Annotated in this window: 18 protein-coding genes; 5 read left to right on the plus strand and 13 right to left on the minus strand. The window is 69.2% G+C overall.

Annotated elements, in window-relative coordinates:
- Nucleotides 1-92: 92 nt before the first annotated feature.
- The 3 genes from ACAM58_RS06835 to ACAM58_RS06845 form a co-directional block, all read right to left on the minus strand.
- On the minus strand, nucleotides 93-1,250 hold the full coding sequence (locus ACAM58_RS06835; RefSeq protein WP_062362884.1) for an alpha-hydroxy acid oxidase: 1,158 nt from the start codon (nucleotides 1,248-1,250) through the stop codon (nucleotides 93-95).
- Nucleotides 1,251-1,388: 138 nt separating this feature from the next.
- The gene (locus ACAM58_RS06840; protein WP_062362881.1) at nucleotides 1,389-2,273 is read right to left on the minus strand and encodes a LysR substrate-binding domain-containing protein; all 885 of its coding nucleotides are present in this window, start codon (nucleotides 2,271-2,273) and stop codon (nucleotides 1,389-1,391) included.
- 21 nt (nucleotides 2,274-2,294) lie between these two features.
- Complete coding sequence (locus ACAM58_RS06845; RefSeq protein ID WP_062362879.1) at nucleotides 2,295-2,885, minus strand: TetR/AcrR family transcriptional regulator; 591 nt, start codon at nucleotides 2,883-2,885, stop codon at nucleotides 2,295-2,297.
- 85 nt (nucleotides 2,886-2,970) lie between these two features.
- Here ACAM58_RS06845 and ACAM58_RS06850 point away from each other — a divergent pair, with 85 nt between their 5' ends.
- Together ACAM58_RS06850 and cynS are read left to right on the plus strand one after the other, a co-directional pair.
- Nucleotides 2,971-3,396: a nuclear transport factor 2 family protein gene (locus tag ACAM58_RS06850; protein WP_012746481.1), complete on the plus strand. Its 426-nt coding sequence runs from the start codon at nucleotides 2,971-2,973 to the stop codon at nucleotides 3,394-3,396.
- Between the two features lie 78 nt (nucleotides 3,397-3,474).
- Nucleotides 3,475-3,918, plus strand: a complete 444-nt coding sequence (gene cynS / locus ACAM58_RS06855) for a cyanase (protein ID WP_062362876.1) — start codon at nucleotides 3,475-3,477, stop codon at nucleotides 3,916-3,918.
- A 21-nt stretch (nucleotides 3,919-3,939) separates the two neighbouring features.
- On the opposite strand, the gene ACAM58_RS06860 is transcribed toward cynS, so the two are convergent.
- Entirely contained in the window at nucleotides 3,940-4,692 is a 753-nt protein-coding gene (locus ACAM58_RS06860; protein ID WP_062362873.1) for an SDR family oxidoreductase, read from the minus strand.
- Between the two features lie 88 nt (nucleotides 4,693-4,780).
- The gene (locus tag ACAM58_RS06865; RefSeq protein ID WP_062362870.1) at nucleotides 4,781-6,244 is read right to left on the minus strand and encodes a PLP-dependent aminotransferase family protein; all 1,464 of its coding nucleotides are present in this window, start codon (nucleotides 6,242-6,244) and stop codon (nucleotides 4,781-4,783) included.
- A gap of 134 nt (nucleotides 6,245-6,378) precedes the next feature.
- Between ACAM58_RS06865 and ACAM58_RS06870 the strand changes: the two genes are divergently transcribed.
- Complete coding sequence (locus tag ACAM58_RS06870; RefSeq protein WP_062362867.1) at nucleotides 6,379-7,512, plus strand: pyridoxal phosphate-dependent aminotransferase; 1,134 nt, start codon at nucleotides 6,379-6,381, stop codon at nucleotides 7,510-7,512.
- A 6-nt stretch (nucleotides 7,513-7,518) separates the two neighbouring features.
- Here the strand turns inward: ACAM58_RS06870 and ACAM58_RS06875 are convergent, their stop codons facing one another.
- Nucleotides 7,519-8,109, minus strand: coding sequence for an NADPH-dependent FMN reductase (locus ACAM58_RS06875; protein ID WP_018903213.1), 591 nt, complete (start codon nucleotides 8,107-8,109; stop codon nucleotides 7,519-7,521).
- A 122-nt stretch (nucleotides 8,110-8,231) separates the two neighbouring features.
- On the opposite strand from ACAM58_RS06875, the gene ACAM58_RS06880 reads away from it, so the two are divergent.
- Nucleotides 8,232-9,029, plus strand: a complete 798-nt coding sequence (locus ACAM58_RS06880) for a hypothetical protein (protein WP_018903214.1) — start codon at nucleotides 8,232-8,234, stop codon at nucleotides 9,027-9,029.
- Between the two features lie 27 nt (nucleotides 9,030-9,056).
- Here ACAM58_RS06880 and ACAM58_RS06885 read toward each other — a convergent pair whose 3' ends face one another.
- From ACAM58_RS06885 to pbpC, 3 genes are all read right to left on the minus strand, one after another.
- The gene (locus ACAM58_RS06885; RefSeq protein WP_018903215.1) at nucleotides 9,057-10,337 is read right to left on the minus strand and encodes an MFS transporter; all 1,281 of its coding nucleotides are present in this window, start codon (nucleotides 10,335-10,337) and stop codon (nucleotides 9,057-9,059) included.
- Nucleotides 10,334-11,023: a FadR/GntR family transcriptional regulator gene (locus ACAM58_RS06890; RefSeq protein ID WP_012746489.1), complete on the minus strand. Its 690-nt coding sequence runs from the start codon at nucleotides 11,021-11,023 to the stop codon at nucleotides 10,334-10,336. Before ACAM58_RS06890 ends, ACAM58_RS06885 begins: the two co-directional genes overlap by 4 nt.
- A gap of 101 nt (nucleotides 11,024-11,124) precedes the next feature.
- A complete protein-coding gene (gene pbpC, locus ACAM58_RS06895) occupies nucleotides 11,125-13,365 on the minus strand; it encodes a penicillin-binding protein 1C (RefSeq protein WP_062362864.1) in 2,241 nt (746 codons plus the stop codon).
- Nucleotides 13,366-13,629: 264 nt separating this feature from the next.
- Here pbpC and ACAM58_RS06900 point away from each other — a divergent pair, with 264 nt between their 5' ends.
- Entirely contained in the window at nucleotides 13,630-13,842 is a 213-nt protein-coding gene (locus tag ACAM58_RS06900; RefSeq protein ID WP_012746491.1) for a thrombospondin type 3 repeat-containing protein, read from the plus strand.
- A gap of 18 nt (nucleotides 13,843-13,860) precedes the next feature.
- Here ACAM58_RS06900 and ACAM58_RS06905 read toward each other — a convergent pair whose 3' ends face one another.
- From ACAM58_RS06905 to ACAM58_RS06920, 4 genes are read right to left on the minus strand one after another with little or no spacing between them, the layout of a single operon-like run.
- Nucleotides 13,861-14,487: a LysE family translocator gene (locus ACAM58_RS06905; RefSeq protein WP_062362861.1), complete on the minus strand. Its 627-nt coding sequence runs from the start codon at nucleotides 14,485-14,487 to the stop codon at nucleotides 13,861-13,863.
- Between the two features lie 28 nt (nucleotides 14,488-14,515).
- On the minus strand, nucleotides 14,516-14,785 hold the full coding sequence (locus ACAM58_RS06910; protein WP_012746493.1) for a DUF2277 domain-containing protein: 270 nt from the start codon (nucleotides 14,783-14,785) through the stop codon (nucleotides 14,516-14,518).
- Between the two features lie 37 nt (nucleotides 14,786-14,822).
- Complete coding sequence (locus ACAM58_RS06915) at nucleotides 14,823-15,317, minus strand: GNAT family N-acetyltransferase (protein WP_062362858.1); 495 nt, start codon at nucleotides 15,315-15,317, stop codon at nucleotides 14,823-14,825.
- Nucleotides 15,314-15,739: a GNAT family N-acetyltransferase gene (locus ACAM58_RS06920; RefSeq protein WP_062362856.1), complete on the minus strand. Its 426-nt coding sequence runs from the start codon at nucleotides 15,737-15,739 to the stop codon at nucleotides 15,314-15,316. The genes ACAM58_RS06915 and ACAM58_RS06920 overlap by 4 nt, the downstream gene beginning before the upstream one ends.
- Between the last annotated feature and the right edge of the window lie 22 nt (nucleotides 15,740-15,761).

Here is a 15,761-nt window from a genome sequence, read left to right on the forward strand (position 1 = left end):
CCCGTGCAGGCGATGTTGTTGGAAGCAACATTTTCTGCACCCGCGCATATGTGCGCTGTCAGCCAGCGCCGCAAGCCTGATGCCCGAGGGGTTTAGAAGCTGCCCGGCAGCAGGATGCTCGAATCCACCTTTTCGATGTCGGTGCGTCCGCAAAAGGCCATGGTGATGTCGAGTTCCTTGTGGATGATCTGCAGCGCGCGCGTCACGCCGGCCTGGCCATGGGCACCCAGGCCGTAGAGAAAGCTGCGGCCGATCAGCGTGCCGCGGGCGCCGAGTGCGCGCGCCTTGAGCACGTCCTGGCCGCTGCGGATGCCGCCGTCCATCCACACCTCGATCTCGCGGCCCACGGCATCGACGATGGCGGGCAGTGCCGCGATGGAAGAGGGCGCGCCGTCGAGCTGGCGCCCGCCGTGGTTGGAGACGATGAGAGCGTCGGCGCCGCTCGCGGCGGCCAGGCGCGCGTCTTCCACGTCCATGATGCCCTTGAGGATCAGCTTGCCGCCCCAGCGCTTCTTGATCCATTCGACGTCGGCCCAGCTGAGCGCGGGGTCGAACTGCTCGGCCGTCCAGGACGACAGCGACGACAGGTCCTTCACGCCCTTGGCATGGCCCGCGATGTTGCCGAAGGTGCGGCGCCTGGTGCCGAGCATGCCCAGGCACCAGTGCGGCTTGGTCGCCAGGTTGATCATGTTGGCGAGGGTCGGCTTGGGCGGCGTCGACAGGCCGTTCTTGATGTCCTTGTGGCGCTGGCCGAGGATCTGCAGGTCGAGCGTGAGCTGCAGCGCAGACACGTTCGCGGCCCGGGCTCGCTCGATCAGGCGCTCGATGAAGTCGCGGTCCTTCATCACGTAGAGCTGGAACCAGAACGGATGCCGGCCGGTGTGCTCGGCAATGTCCTCGAGCGAGCAGATGCTCATGGTCGAGAGCGTGAACGGAATGCCGAAGGCCTTGGCCGCGCGCGCGCCCAGGATCTCGCCGTCGGCATGCTGCATGCCCGTGAGGCCGGTGGGCGCAATGGCCACGGGCATCGCAACGTCCTGCCCGATCATGGTGGAGCGCGTGGAGCGGCCCTCCATGTTCACGGCCACGCGCTGGCGCAGCTTGATCTTCTGGAAGTCGCTCTCGTTGGCGCGGTAGGTGCTTTCGGTCCACGCGCCGGAATCGGCGTAGTCGTAGAACATCTTCGGCACACGCCGCTTGGCGATCACCCGCAGGTCTTCGATGCAGGTGATCTTGGAAAGGTCGGCCACGGGGGAGTCTCCTGGGTAGTCTCTGTTGTTCGATCGCGCGAGCGGGGATTATGGACACGCTCCGCCGCGGGCCGAGTGTGGCGTCCGGATGGGACCCCGATCTGAAAAATACCCGGGCCGGACCTGAAAAGAATTCAGTCAGTCCCGCAGCGCCTGCCGCAGCCATTCGACGAAGGTCGCGCACTCCCAGCGCTCCATCGCCCCCGGCCGCCAGCACAGGAAGTAGGCGTTGGGCGAGGGCACGCTCTCTGCCGAAAGCCGCACGAGGCGCCCGTTCTCCAGCCAGGCGCTGCCGAGCTTCAGGTGCATCAGCACCACGCCGAAGTCTTCGGCCGCGGCATCGAGCGCCAGGCCCAGGTCGTTGAACTGGTGGCCCGTGGCCGGCTCCGGCAGGCCGATGCCGCGGGCCTTGAACCAGGTGCGCCACGACTCGAGCGGCGTGCGCAGCAGCTGCACGCGCGAGGCCTCGGCATCGGTCGCAAAGCCGTCGAACGGCCCGTGGCGCTGCAGGTACGCCGGGCTGCAGGCGGGCGCGACGTCATCGGCCAGCAATTGGCAGAACTCGCGGTCGTGAAAAGGCCCGGTGCCGAAGCGCAGTTCCAGGTCGGCCTCTTCGGCCGTCATGTTGCGCACCGGCATGGTCACCTGCAGCATCAGCTCGATGTTCGGATAGGCATCGCGAAACCGCGCGAGCCGGGGCAGCAGCATCTGGCGGGAGAAGGTGGGCGTCACTGCCACGCGCAGCCGGCGCACCTGCGATGCGGGCTCGCGGCCGGGCACCCGCTGCAGCGCCGCAATGGCCTCGCGCACGCGGGCCAGGTAGGCCATGCCGTCGGCGCTCAGGCCGAAGTCGTTGCCTGTGAAAAGCCTGAGTTCGAGCAGCGTCTCGAGCTGGCGGATGCGGTGGCTCACCGCGCTGGGCGTGACGCTGAGCTCTTCCGCTGCGAGGTTCACGCTGCGCAGGCGCGCCACGGCCTCGAAGGCCTGCAGGCCCTGCGTGGAGGGAAGTCGCGTCGATGCCATGGGTGTTTTCCGGGAGCGATCTTATCGATGCAGCGTGGCGGCCAGTGCCTCGAGCAGGCGCCGCAGGTCGTCGACGGCTTCGCGCGCCAGCGCGGCGCCGCCCATCTGCGCTTTGACGATGGCACCGTCGACACCCAGCGCCGCGGCCTGGGCGAGCGCCATGCGCGCGGGCAAGGCCGCGGGCAGCAGGCCGGCAATGACTTCCACCATCTCGCGCTTGTGTTCGCGCGCGCGCTCGGCGGCGCCCTCCACGCTGCCGCCCACCTCGGCCACCGCGTTGATGAAGGCGCAGCCGCGAAAGGCCGCGTCGGCGAACCATTCGGCCATCGCGTCGGCGAGCAGCAGCAGGGCCCCGGCATTGCCGGCGCGTTCGTGCGCGCCGCGGCGCCCCAGTGCATCGACGAACCATGCCATCCATCGTGCATGCCGGTGATCGAGAAAGGCGCGCACCAGGTCGTCCTTCGATGGGAAGTGCCGGTAGAAGGTGACCTTGGTGACGCCCGATGCGGCAATGACGCGGTCGATGCCGGTGGCGCGGATGCCGTCGGCATAGAAGAGGTCGTGCGCGGTGAGCAGGATGCGTTCGCGCGCGGGCAGTGCGGAGATGTCCATGGCGCGATTGTAGGCATGTAGACAGGTCTGTCTACGTGTGGCACATTGCGGGCCTTCGCCATCCCTCATTCAACGAAAGACCGCCATGGAATCCCGCCCGCCGCTGCCTCCCTTCACCCTCGAAACCGCAACGAAGAAGGTGCAGGCCGCCGAAGACGCCTGGAACACGCGCGACCCGGTGCGCGTGAGCCTGGCCTACACGCCCGACACCGAATGGCGCAACCGCGCCGACTTCGTCAACGGCCGCGAGCAGGTGGTGCAATTCCTCACCCGCAAATGGGAGCGCGAGCACGACTACCGCCTGAAGAAGTCGCTCTGGGCCTTCATGGACAACCGCATCGCGGTGCGCTTCGAGTACGAATGGCACGACGCGGCCGGGCAATGGTTCCGCAGCCACGGCAACGAGAACTGGGAATTCGCCGAGAACGGCCTGATGCAGCGGCGCTTCGCGAGCATCAACGACCAGCCCATTGCCGAGTCGGAGCGCAAGTTCCGCTGGGAACGCGTATGAGGGCCGCGGTCCGATGCCGATCGCCCGGCACGGCTGTTGCTTGCTGCGGGTGACACACCCCATCAGGAGCAAACCCGCATGAACCGCAACGACGTCACCGAGAAAATCATCACCGTGAAGGTGTCCAAGGGCATCCAGTGGGCCGACGTGGCAAAGAAGGTCGGCCTCTCCAAGGAGTGGACCACCGCCGCCTGCCTCGGCCAGATGACGCTCGACGACAAGCAGGCCAAGGTCGTGGGCAAGATTTTCGGCCTCACGGCCGCAGAGCAGAAGTGGCTCCAGGTGGTGCCCTACAAGGGCTCGCTGCCCACGCCGGTGCCGACCGATCCGCTCATCTACCGCTGGTACGAGGTGGTGAGCGTGTATGGCACCACCATCAAGGAACTGATCCATGAAGAATTCGGCGACGGCATCATGAGCGCGATCGACTTCAGCATGGACATCCAGCGCCAGGCCGACCCCAAGGGCGACCGCGTCAACGTGGTGCTGTCGGGCAAGTTCCTGCCCTACAAGACCTACTGACGCGGTCCCTCGGAACGAACCTCAGAACGCCGCGTGCTCGGCCGGCCTTGGGCGCCACGCGGGGCGCCGCGGGGCCGAGATGCTGCTGCCCTCGATGGCGCCCGCAATCGAGCGGGCCACGGCCTCCGCGGGCACTGCGATGCGCCGCCGCGTGACCATGCGCTCGAAGCTGCTGCAGGCTGCGATGCGGTCGGCCAGCGTGCTGTCCGCCTCGCTCACGTCGGGGCGCACCACCGTCACGCGTACCTTCCCTGCATGCTCCTGCCGCAGGCCCTCGGAGATGGCGTCCACCGCATACTGCGTGCCGCAATACACGGCCGAGTTCGGCGACACGCCCTGCGCGGGCACCGGCGCCACGTTGACGATGTGGCCCCAGCCCTGTTCCTGCATGGTCGGCAGCACCGCCGCAATGCCCAGCAGCACGCCGCGCAGGTTGACGTCGAGCATCAGCTCCCATTCGTCGACCTTGCGCGTCCACAGCGGCGACAGCGGCATCACGCCCGCGGCGTTCACCAGCACGTCGATGCGGTCGTGCGTTTCGAGTGCGAATTCGGCAAATGCTTCCACGTCGGGCCGGTAGGTGACGTCCAGCCGCTGGAAGTGCGCGGTGCCGCCGGCGGCGGCGATTTCTTCGGCCAGCGCTTCGAGCCGGTCGGTGCGGCGCGCGCCGAGCACCACCTTGGCGCCGCGCCGCGCCAGGAGCCGCGCGGCCGCCGCGCCGATGCCACCACTTGCGCCCGTGATGAGGACGACTTTTTCCTGGATTGCGCTCATGAGACTCTCCTCGTGCGATGGGTGTGGACCATGGCGCAACACTGCGCCGGGCATGGAGGCAAGTCTCTCGCGGATGGGGCCTCGGGCGTTATCCGGATCGAACAGGCTTCTTGCCTGATCCTGCAAGACCTGCGGTCCGGCCCGCCATGGCGCCGAGCGTGCGCAGGCCCTTCTCGATGCGCGCGTCCCAGCCGTGGCCGCCGCTCAGGCGCAGGCAGTGGGCGTACTTGCCGCTGGCCGAGAACACCACGCCGGGCGCAAAGCAGATGCGTTTCTCCAGCGCCTGCGCAAACAGGAGCCGCGTGTCCGCGGGCTCGGGCAGTTCGACCCACAGCACGAAGTTGCCGGCCGGCCTCGACACCTTGGTGCCCGGCGGGAACGCCTGCTCGATCACCCGCGTCATGCGGGCCAGCGTGTCGGCGAACTCGCGCCGGACGCGGCGCAGGTGGCGGTCGTAGTCGCCGTTCGACAGGAAGGTGGCGAGCGCCACCTGCGTCAGCACCGGCGTCGCCAGGCTGGTGGCGAACTTGGTTTCGAGCACGCGGGCCATGTGGCGGCGCGTGGCGATCCAGCCGATGCGGTAGCCCGGCGCGAGCGTCTTGGAGAAGGAGCCGCAATAGATGACGTTGTCGTGCGTGTCGAGCGCGCTGAAGGGCAGAGGCCGCTCCTCGCCGAAATGGACGTCGCCGTACACGTCGTCCTCGATCAGCGGCACGCCGTGTTCGGCCAGGATGCGCAGCACGGCGCGCTTGTTCTCTTCGGGCATGGTGCAGCCGAGCGGATTGCTGAAGCTCGACGCCAGCACGCAGGCGCGCACCTTGCCCGAGGCCACGACCTCGCGCAGCGCATCGACCGCGACGCCGGTGTCCGCATCGGTCGGCAGCTCGACCACCTTCAGTCTCTTTGCGCGCAGCACCTGCAACAGCCCGAAGTAGGTCGGCGATTCGATGGCGACCGTGTCGCCCGGCTCCGTGACCGCATCGAGCGCGAGCGCCAGCGCCTCGGTGCAGCCGCAGGTGATGGCGATGTCGTCGGGTGCCAGCGCCTGTCCGAAGCGCAGCGCGCGGCGCGCGATCTCCAGCCGCAGCGACATCTCGCCGTGCGGCGGCGAGTAGGTGTTGCACTGGCTGCCCTTCACGCGGGCCGTGCGGGCCAGCACGAGGTCGAGCCTGGAGGAAGACAGCAGCCGCTGGTTGGGAATGGCGCAGCCGAGCGGCACGAAGGCTTCGTCCGACGCGTGCTTCAGCAGGTCGAGCATGAGGCCCGACAGCTCCACCTTGGCGGGCCGGATCGAATGGCGCGCGGTGGTGGGCACGGGCAGGGCGGGCGGCGGCTTGGCGACGTAGTAGCCCGACTGCGGCCGCACTTCGAGGATGCCGCGGTCTTCGAGCAGGCGGTAGGCCTGCACCGCGGTGCTCAGGCTGGTGCGCTGCTGCGTGCTGATCTCGCGCAGCGAAGGCGCCCGCGCACCCGGCTTCAGCGTGCCGCGGCCGGCCAGGCCGGCCACGAAATCGGCAATTTCTTCATAGCGGAACCGGGGAGATTGCGACACGGATCACTCCTGCTGGCGTGGATGGCACTGCACCCAACTGTACTGCACCAAATTTCAGAAAAGTGTGGCTGTTATCGACGGTCATGAAACTGCAACATCGGAGCCATCGACAGCAACGGATCAAGCGGCAGTTCATGGCACGGTTTCCCGACAACGAAATCATTTCCCTCGTCAGCAAGGCACCGCGCTTCGACCTTGCCGAAAGCGTGGGGCCGAGCGTGCGGCTGTCGGAACTGGCGGACATGGCCTTCGGCGAGGATGCGGATTTTTCGCTGGACTACGGCACCGCGGCCGGCAGCTCCGCCCTGCGCCAGGAAATCGCGAACGAGCATGGCGTCGAGGCCGACGACGTGGTGGTCACGGTCGGCGGTGCCCACGCGCTGTTCCTCATCGCCTTCACGCTGTGCCAGGCGGGCGACGAAGCCGTGGTGGCCGAGCCGGTGTTTCCGTTGGCGCGCAACGCGCTGGCCGCCGTCGGCGCCACCACGCGCGCGCTGCCGCTCGCTTTCGACACCGGCTACCGCATCGACCTGGACGCGCTGCGCCAGCTGCTCTCCCCGAAGACCAGGGTGCTGAGCCTGGCCTCGCCGCAGAACCCTTCGGGCGTCGCGATTCCGTCGCAGACCTTGCGCGAGATCGTGGCGATGCTGGCCGAACTTGCGCCGAAGGCCTGGCTCGTGATCGACGAGACCTACCGCGAGGCGGCCTATGGCGACGCCGCCGCGGTGCCCCCTGCTGCCGGGCTGGGGGACCGGGTGATCTCGGTGTCCTCGCTGTCCAAGTGCCATGGTTCGGCGGGCCTGCGCATCGGCTGGGCCATCACGCGCGACGCGGCGCTGCGCCAGGCGCTGGTCACGGCGAAGTTCAGCACGGTGATCTCGTGCTCGCCGGTCGACGAGGCGCTTGCGCTGGCCGTGTTCAGGCAGCGCGACCGGATCATCGGCGAGCGGCGCAAGCTCCTCGCGCAAAACCTGCAGCTCACCGAGGCCTGGGTGTCGCGCCATGCCAGCCACATCGAGTGGGTGCGCCCGGACGCCGGGGCGCTGTGCTGCATGCGGCTCAGGCGCGAGCTCTTCGACGCCGCGGCCGTCGAGCGCTTCTATGCGGCGCTGGCCAGGTACAGCACGCGCGTCGCGCCCGGTCCGTGGTTCGGCGACGACCCGCTGGTGTTCCGGCTGGGCTTCGGCCTGCCGACGCTCACGCAGCTGGCGATTGCGCTGGAGTGCGTGTCGGTGGCGCTGACGGAGGCTGCGAAGGCGGGTGTCTAGGGTCGCTCAATAAGGCGGCGCCTTGCGCGCCCGCTGCGCGCGCGCCGCCTCGGTCCACCATGCCAGGTCGTCCGCGAACCTTCCGAATGAGCGATCGAGCGATTCGCCCGCGCTGCCGGTGGGCTTGCCGCTCGCATCGAGCGTCTGCGAGATCGGGCCGATGGCCAATGTGCTCGACACCACGACCATGCCCATCTCCGACAAAACCGAATGCCACACGGTGCCCGAGCGCACGCCCGAGAACCGGCCGGCCGAATAGCTCGCGATGGCGGCGGGGCGCCAGAACCATTCCTCGAGGAAGTGGTCGGTCAGGTTCTTCAGGCCGGGCTGCGGGCCCCAGTTGTATTCGCCGGTCACGAAGACGAAAGCATCCGCGCCGCGTATCTTCTGCGCCAGCGCTTCCATCGCCGCGGGCGCGGTGCCGGGGGGATATTCCTTGTACATGCGGTCGAGCATCGGCAGGCCGACGGCCTTGGCGTCGATCAGTTCGGCCTCGGCGCCGCGCGCATCGAGGCCCGCCACCAGGTAGTCGGCCAGGCGGATGCCCATGCGGTCCGAGCGGTACGAGCCATAGAACACCAGGATCCTGTCAGCCATCTCTGCTCCGTTCGAGGCCGGAATGGCCCGCGTGAATGAACGAACGAAGGCTACAGCATCGACCCGCCCGCACCGCAATTGGTTGCAGCAAGTTCCGGGCGGGCTGGCTACCATGCCGGTCCATGAACCCGCTGCCCATTCTTCGCACCGCCGCCCTGCCGATGTTCGCCCTGCTGCTTGCGGGGCCTGCGGGCGCCGCGCCGTCGGCGCAGCTTTTCGATGCGGTCAAGAAGCCGGAGTCGCTCGATGCGGACTGGCGCGCGCAGCTTTGTGCGCTGTTGCCGCAGCCCTGCGATCCGCAGGCGCTGGGCCTGTACCGGCCGCGCGGCGGCGCAGCGGGCGACTACGCGGTGTTCTCGGGCGAGCCGCTGGCCATGGCGCGCGTCAAGCGCATCGCGGGCACAGGCGCGTGGCAGCTGAACCGCCTGCACGACTTCAGCGGCTATGCGGCCGCATTGCTGAAGAAGGCGGCCGACCCGGCCACCGCGGACGCACGCATTTCGCTGGCGCCGGCGCTCTATCCGCTGGCCGAAGGGCAGTGGGCCGTGGCGGTGCTCCAGACCGTGTCGGAGATGTACTCGGGCGGCGGTGCTTCGTTCAGCAAGGCCGACTTCGTTCCGCTCGAGGATGCGAGCCGCGCCGTGCATGAAGGCATTCCTTTTTCGTGCTCGAAGATGGTCCGCGCCTGCTTCAGCGAAAAGGAATACAAGCAGTCGAAGCACTGCCACGACGAAAGCAGCGGCAGCCTTCGCATCAGCTACGGCGAACCCGCGAACCCGGGTGGAGCCTACGCCTGGCAGTACACCTGGCTGCAGAGCGAATGGCCGCAGAACACGCCGGCCAGCGAGACCACCACCACGCGCCTGCACTTCACGGCCCGGACCACCGAAAGGGCGAGCTTCTGCGGCGGACCGCAGTAGGCGGCAGCGCCGCGCGCTCTTCTCTTCTCAGTGCCGCGGAACCGTCACCGCGCCCACGTGCATCGAGCGCCCCGCGCCAAGGCCCGCCATCACCAGCGCAATGCCCAGCCCGATGAAGAGCCATGACGACGCGCGGAAGCTGCCGGTCCAGCCGTGCAGCAGGCCCGCCACCAGCGGCCCGCAGGCAGCCACCACGTAGCCCACGCCCTGCGCCATGCCCGAGAGGTGCGCCGCCACGTGCGAATCGGGCGAGCGCAGCACCATGAAGGTGAGCGCCAGCGCAAAGGTGCCGCCCTGAGCAATGCCCAGCAGCACGGCCCACAGCCACACGCCGCCCAGCGGTGCGAACAGCATCGCCAGCATGGCGGCCACGGTGATGACGGCCAGCACCACCGCCAGCCCGCGCTGGTTGCGCAGCCTCACGGCCACTGCGGGAACGATGAGGCAGGTCACGACCTGCGTCATGACCGCCAGCGACACGACGTAGCCGGCCGTTTCGCCGCCGAGTCCGCGTTCGCGCAGGATGGGCGCGAGCCAGCCCATCACGGTGTAGGCCAGTGCCGATTGCAGGCCCATGAAGAAAGTGACCTGCCAGGCCAGCCGGTCGCGCCACAGCCCGCGCACGGTGAAGCCCGATTCGCTGGCCACCGGTTTCAGCGGCAGCGCCTGCGGCGCCCAGATCAGCGTGACCAGCAACGCGGGCACCGCCCACATCGCCAGCGCATAGGTCCAGCCGCCGCCCAGCGCATGTTCGAGCGGCACCGTGAGGCCCGCCGCGCTGGCCGCGCCGCCGCACACCGCCATGGTGTAGAGGCCCATCATCAGCGCCGCCTGCCTGGCGAAGTCGCGCTTCACCAGGCCCGAGAGCAGCACGTTCGACACCGCGATGCCGCTGCCCGCGATGGCCGAGGCCACGAACAGCAGCGGGATGCTGCCGGTGCCGCGCAGCAGCGTGCCCACGAGGATGAGCACCATGCAGGCGAGCAGCGTGCGCTCGGTGCCGAAGCGCCGGCCCAGGCCCGGCGCCAGCGGCGCGAACACGCCCAAGCAGACGATCGGCAGCGTGGTCAGCAGGCTCGCGGCGGTGGCCGAGAGTCCGGTGGCCGCGATGATCTCCGGCAGCACCACCGACAGGCTGGCGAACACCGGCCGCAGGTTGAAGGCGATCAGCACCACGCTCGCACCCAGCAGGATGCGCCGGCCCAGGCCGGCCGCCGGCGTGGGGCGCGGCGCGGGCGTGCTGTCGGCCTCGGCGTCGATCAGCAGTTCGTCGGCAGCGCGGGCCGTCCGGAATGCCACCGCGCTCATCGGACAGGCTCGGCGTCTTGCGCCAGCGCGTCGATCATCGGCGACATGAAGGCGCGCACCGCCTCGGCGGCGCGGTCGGGGTCGCGGCTTGCAATGGCCTCGAGGATGGCGGTGTGCGCAGCCGTGTCGGGTTCGGGCAGGCTGGTGCCCATCGTGCTCGCGATGGTTTCCTTGATGTAGCCGGCAATGAAGCGGCAGGTTTCTGCCAGCGCGAGGTTGCCCGAGATGTCGACGATGGCCAGGTGGAAGGCCAGGTCGCGCTCGATGAAGCCCGCGCCGCCGTCGCTCGCGTCGGGCACGCCGCGCTTGTTGAGCAGGCTGTTGAGGTTGCGCAGGTCCTTGGCGGTGTGGCGCACGGCGGCCAGCCGCGCGGCCTCGACCTCGAGCGCGCGGCGCACCTCGAACTGGTCGCGCAGGCTTGCGCGCCGCATCTTCTGCAGGCTGGCCGACGGGTCGAAGCCCGAGCGCACATAGGTGCCCGAGCCTTGCCGCACTTCGAGCAGGCCGCGCGAGACCAGCGTCTTCACCGCTTCGCGCACGGTGCCGCGGCTCACGCCGAGCAGTTGCGCGAGCTGCGGCTCGATCGGAATGCGCGATCCGACGGTCCAGCGGCCGGCCGCGATCTCGGCGCGGATGCTGTCGGCGGCACTGTCGGCCAGGGAGGTTCGGGGGGCTTGGAGCAGCATATGAATAAGAAAGACCTAATTCATTCAATCATTGGATGAATTTTCGCGCGACTGCAATGCCGCAGTCGAAAGCAGGGGGATTCGGGCGGCCGCCGGCGCGTCTACCGGCGCGCGCTTTTCGCGACCACGCCCGCGCCGCGCACTTCGAGCTTGCGCTGGTCGACCACCTTGCCCGTGGCATCGGCGAGTTCGATCACGTGGCGCCCGGGCCACGGCAGCCACTGCGCGCTGTTGCCGCGCGCAAACAGCTTGCCGTCGATGCGCCATTGCACGCCGCGGCCTTCGGACTCGAAGCGCACGCGCTGGTGCAGCGGCGGAATGTCGGGGTCCAGCGCGATGATGGTGCCGTCGGCCGGCGCGGTGATGCGCGGCGCGGCCCCGGCGCCTGCCGGCGTGCCGGCGTTGTCGAGCGCGAAGAGCGGCTGCTCCGTGCCCTGCAGGAACCATTCGCTGCGCGCCGCCTCGAGCGCGTTGCCGTCGGCGCCGGGGCCGAACGTCACCTGCGCCTCGACCAGGCCGGCGGGCGGCCGGGGCGCGCGGCTCGGCTCGCGCGCGTGCAGGAAGCGCATCACCTCGGCCCACACCGGGGCCGCGCCGCTGGTGCCGCTCACGTCCCACATCGATGCGCCGCTCGCGTTGCCGACCCACACGCCGACCGTGTAGCGCTGCGACCAGCCCACGGCCCAGTTGTCGCGCATGTCCTTGCTGGTGCCCGTTTTCACGGCGGTCCAGAAGCGCGTGGAAAGAATGCTGTCGAGCCCGAAGGTGCGCGTGCGTGCGTTCGCGTCGGACAGGATGTCGCCGACGATGAAGGCCGCGCGCGGATCGAGGATGGGCGCAGCCGGCGCCGGCACGGGAGGCCGCGCCATCAGGGTGGGCGGCCCGTAGCGCCCGCCATTGGCCAGCATGCGATAGGCGTTGGCGAGCGACAGCAGCGACACCTCGGCGCTGCCCAGCGCCAGGCTGTAGCCGTAGTAGTCGCCGCTTTCACGCAGCGGCAGGCCGGCCGCGCGCAGCTGGCGCGCGAACGATTCGGGCGACACCATCACCAGCGTGCGCACGGCCGGCACGTTGAGCGAGGCGGCCAGCGCGGTGCGCGCCGATACCGGCCCCTTGAACTGGCGGTCGTAGTTCTGCGGAATGTAGAGCCCGCTCGCGGTGCTGATCTGCGCCGACGAATCGTCGATCAGCGAAGCCGCCGTGAGCCGCCGCTCGGCGATGGCCTGCGCATAGAGCAGCGGCTTGAGCGTGGAGCCGGGCTGGCGCAGCGCGGTGACCGCATCGACCTCGGCCGCCTGGCTCAGCGGGCCCGAGGAGCCGACCCAGGCGAGCACCTCGCCGCTCGCGTTGTCCAGCACCACGAGCGCGCCGTCTTCCACGTGGCGGCCGCGCAATTCCTTCAGGTGGCGCTGCAGCGTGGCCAGCGCAAAGCGCTGCAGCGGCGCACGCAGCGTGGTCCGCACGGCGGCCTCCTTGCCGGCTGCTGCTGCTTGGCGCGAGGGCGGCGCGGCCGTCTCGCCGGCCTCGCGCAGTTCCTTCAGAACGCGCCGCGCCGCATGCGGTGCAATGCCTTCGGTCGCATCGAAGGCCCGCCGCTGCACCGCCGCGCTCGTGAACATGTCGAGCGCATCGCAATCGATCTTCTGCCCCGGCTCCATCGCGCGCATCACCTCGCAGGCACGCTGCGCCACCAGGGCCGGCTTGGCGTTGGGCGCGCGCACCAGCGCCGCGGCCACGCTGGCCTCGCGCGCGTCCAGGCCACTGGGCGCCTTGCCGAACAGCGTGCGCGAGAGCGCGTCGATGCCCACGATCTCGCCGCGGAAGGGCACGGTGTTGAGGTAGGCCTCCAGGATCTGGTCCTTGCGCCAGCTGCGCTCCAACTGCGCGGCTGCCACGGTCTGGCCGATCTTCTGCGTGAAGCTGCGCCCGCTGTTGGCGCGGCGCAGGTCTTCGTCGAGCAGGCCCGACAGCTGCATCGTGATGGTGGATGCGCCGCGCGTGCGGGTGTTCCAGAGGTTGCCCCAGGCGGCGGACGACACCGCGCGCCAGTCGATGCCGCTGTGCTCGTAGAAGCGCCGGTCTTCGCTCAGCACCATGGCCATGCGCAGCGCGGGCGAAACATCGGCCAGCACCACCCACTGGCCGCGCCGCACGCTGGCATCGGTGCGCACGCGCTGCAGCAGCTCGCCGTTGCGGTCGAGCACCGCGGTGTCGGAAGGGCGGAACTCGCGCTTCACCTCGTCGAAGCTCACGGCGCCGGCAGCAACCGGCAGCGCGCAGGCGATGGCCGCCAGCGCTGCGGCAAGGCGGCTGCGGCTGGCGGGGAAGGGCGGGCGGTGCATGGCGGTGGAAAGCGGAAATCGGCGGCGTGGCGGCGCCATTCTCGGCGAAGCGGCCACGGGAACTGCACCTACTTGCGAACGGGTGCGCCGCCGCCTGCGGCCGCAGGAACTTGGCGCCAAAGTCCGCAGCATGTTCCACATCCGGTAACCAACTTCACGTCCCGGCCTCATGGCGGATACGCAGCCGAGACGCAGATGGCCTTCAATGCAGTTGCCGGCTTGCGCGAGGCGAGCCGCCTTCCTACAACTCCAAGGAGAAACCAAATGATGATGACGAAGACATTGGCCCTTGTGCTTGCCGCATCGGCCGTGCTGGCCGGCTGCGTTGTGGCACCCTATGACCGTCCGGCGCCGCGCCCGAACTACGGCTACGGAGACCGCGACCGCGACGGCGTGCCCAACCGCTATGACCGCGATCGCGACGGCGACGGCATACCGAACCGCTACGACCGCAACCCGAACAATCCTTACCGCTGAGCCTGGCCGCCGCGCGCCTCAGGCGGGCCGGCGCGCGAGCAGCGCCCACACGCCCGCCGCACTCAGCAGCGAGCCGCCCGCAAGGTTGAAGCGCCGCTGCGCGCGCGGCGAAGACAGCAGCTTGCGGGCCGATCCCGCGAACACGGCATAGAACGTGGCATTGAGCGCAGCCATCGCCACGAAGGTGACGGCCAGCACCCAGAGCTGGCGCGTCATGTCGGCCGCGGGGCTCAGGAACTGCGGCAGGAACGCCACGAAGAACACGATGCCCTTGGGGTTGAGTGCCGTCACCAGGTAGGTGTTGGCGAACAGCCGCCAGCGCGAATCGGGCGCCGCGGGCGCCGCGATTTCGGTGCCGCCGATGCCCGCGCGCAGCAGCTTGATGCCGAGGTACAGCAGATACAGCCCGCCCACCCACTTCACCACCGTGAACCAGAACGCCGACGCGGCCAGCAGCGCGCCCAGGCCGAGCAGCGACACCACCAGCGCGGTGGAATCGCCGAGCGCCACCGCGGCCACCAGCGGCACGTTGGCGCGCCGGCCGTGCGACATGGAATAGCTGATCACCGTGAGGATGGTCGGCCCGGGAATGATCAGCAGCACGGACGATGCGGCGACGAAGGCGAGCCAGAGTTCGATCGGCATGGGTTCTCCAGAAAAATGCAGTTGGCAGTCAGGTGCCGAAGCGCGCGGCCGACCTGGCCTTTGCGCGTTCGGCTTCGATGGCGCGGTCGCGCGGCTCGGCGGTGGTGACCAGCGAACCGATCAGCCGCGAGGCGCTCGCGGACACCTCGTCGACCGCGCGTTCAAAGGCTTCCTGGTTGGCCTTGGACGGCACGCTGAAGCCGCTGAGCTTGCGCACGAACTGCAGCGCGGCGGCGCGGATCTCCTGCTCGGTGGCGGGAGGTTCGAAGTTGTAGAGGGTCTTGATGCTTCTGCACATGGGGCGCTCTCCGGTTGCATGCAGTGGATGCTTCAGTCTAGCGAAGCAACGCCATCGCGTGGGCGTCGTGGTAGGTGCCGTCGACCAGGCTTGCGCGGCGCAGCAGGCCTTCGTGCTCGAAGCCGAACCGTTCGTACAACGCCTTCGCATTCAGGTTGTCCGCGCGGACGGCAAGCTCGATGCGGGTGAGGCCGCGCGCCCATGACCTGTCGATGGCCGCCTGCAGCAGCTTGGCGCCGAGTCCGAGCCCGCGTGCCTCGGGCAGCAGCGCGATGCCGAGCAGGCCGATGTGGGCCCGCGAGTGGCCGAAGACCGGCGACACGTCGCACCAGCCCACCACCTTGCCGCTGCCATTCACCGCCACGAAATGGGGGAAGCCCGCCGCCAGCACGCTGCGGTAGAAGGCCAGCGATTGTTCCCAGGGCGGCGCCTGCATGAGCGCAAGGTACTTCCGTTCCCGCGCCACCACGTCGAGCGCCTGGTGCAGGCTTTCGAAGTGGTGCTCTTCGGTGGCGACGACGGAATGGTTCACTCGATCAGCCCGCGCTCGGCCGCCTGCGCCTGGTTCTCGAAGATCGCCATCGCGGTCTTCATGCGCCTGAAGCCGAGCTTCTCGTAGAAGGGCTCCTTGCCGGCCACCGCATAGAGAATGATCTTGCGGTGTCCGCGCGAGAGCTCCAGCAGCCGCGAGACGATCTGCCTGCCCAGGCCGGTGCCCTGGTGGCTCGGGTGCACCGCCACGTCGCAGATGTAGGAGCAGTCGAGCCCGTCGGCCATCGCGCGGCCCGCCCCGACGAGCCGGCCCGCGTCGAACACCAGGCACTTGAACATGCTGTTGCCGAACACGAGCTTCAGACCGTCCGGCTGCTTGTTGCCCAGCGGTGCGGCCTGGTAGAGCCGCGAGAGTTCGTCCCAGTCGAGGCCTTCGAGCGAATCGCGCCATTCGAGTGTCATGAGCCTGCCTTGCCGTTGCCGT

The sequence above is a fragment of the Variovorax sp. V116 genome, from assembly GCF_041154435.1.
In the GTDB taxonomy this organism is placed as follows: Bacteria; Pseudomonadota; Gammaproteobacteria; order Burkholderiales; family Burkholderiaceae_C; genus Variovorax; species Variovorax paradoxus.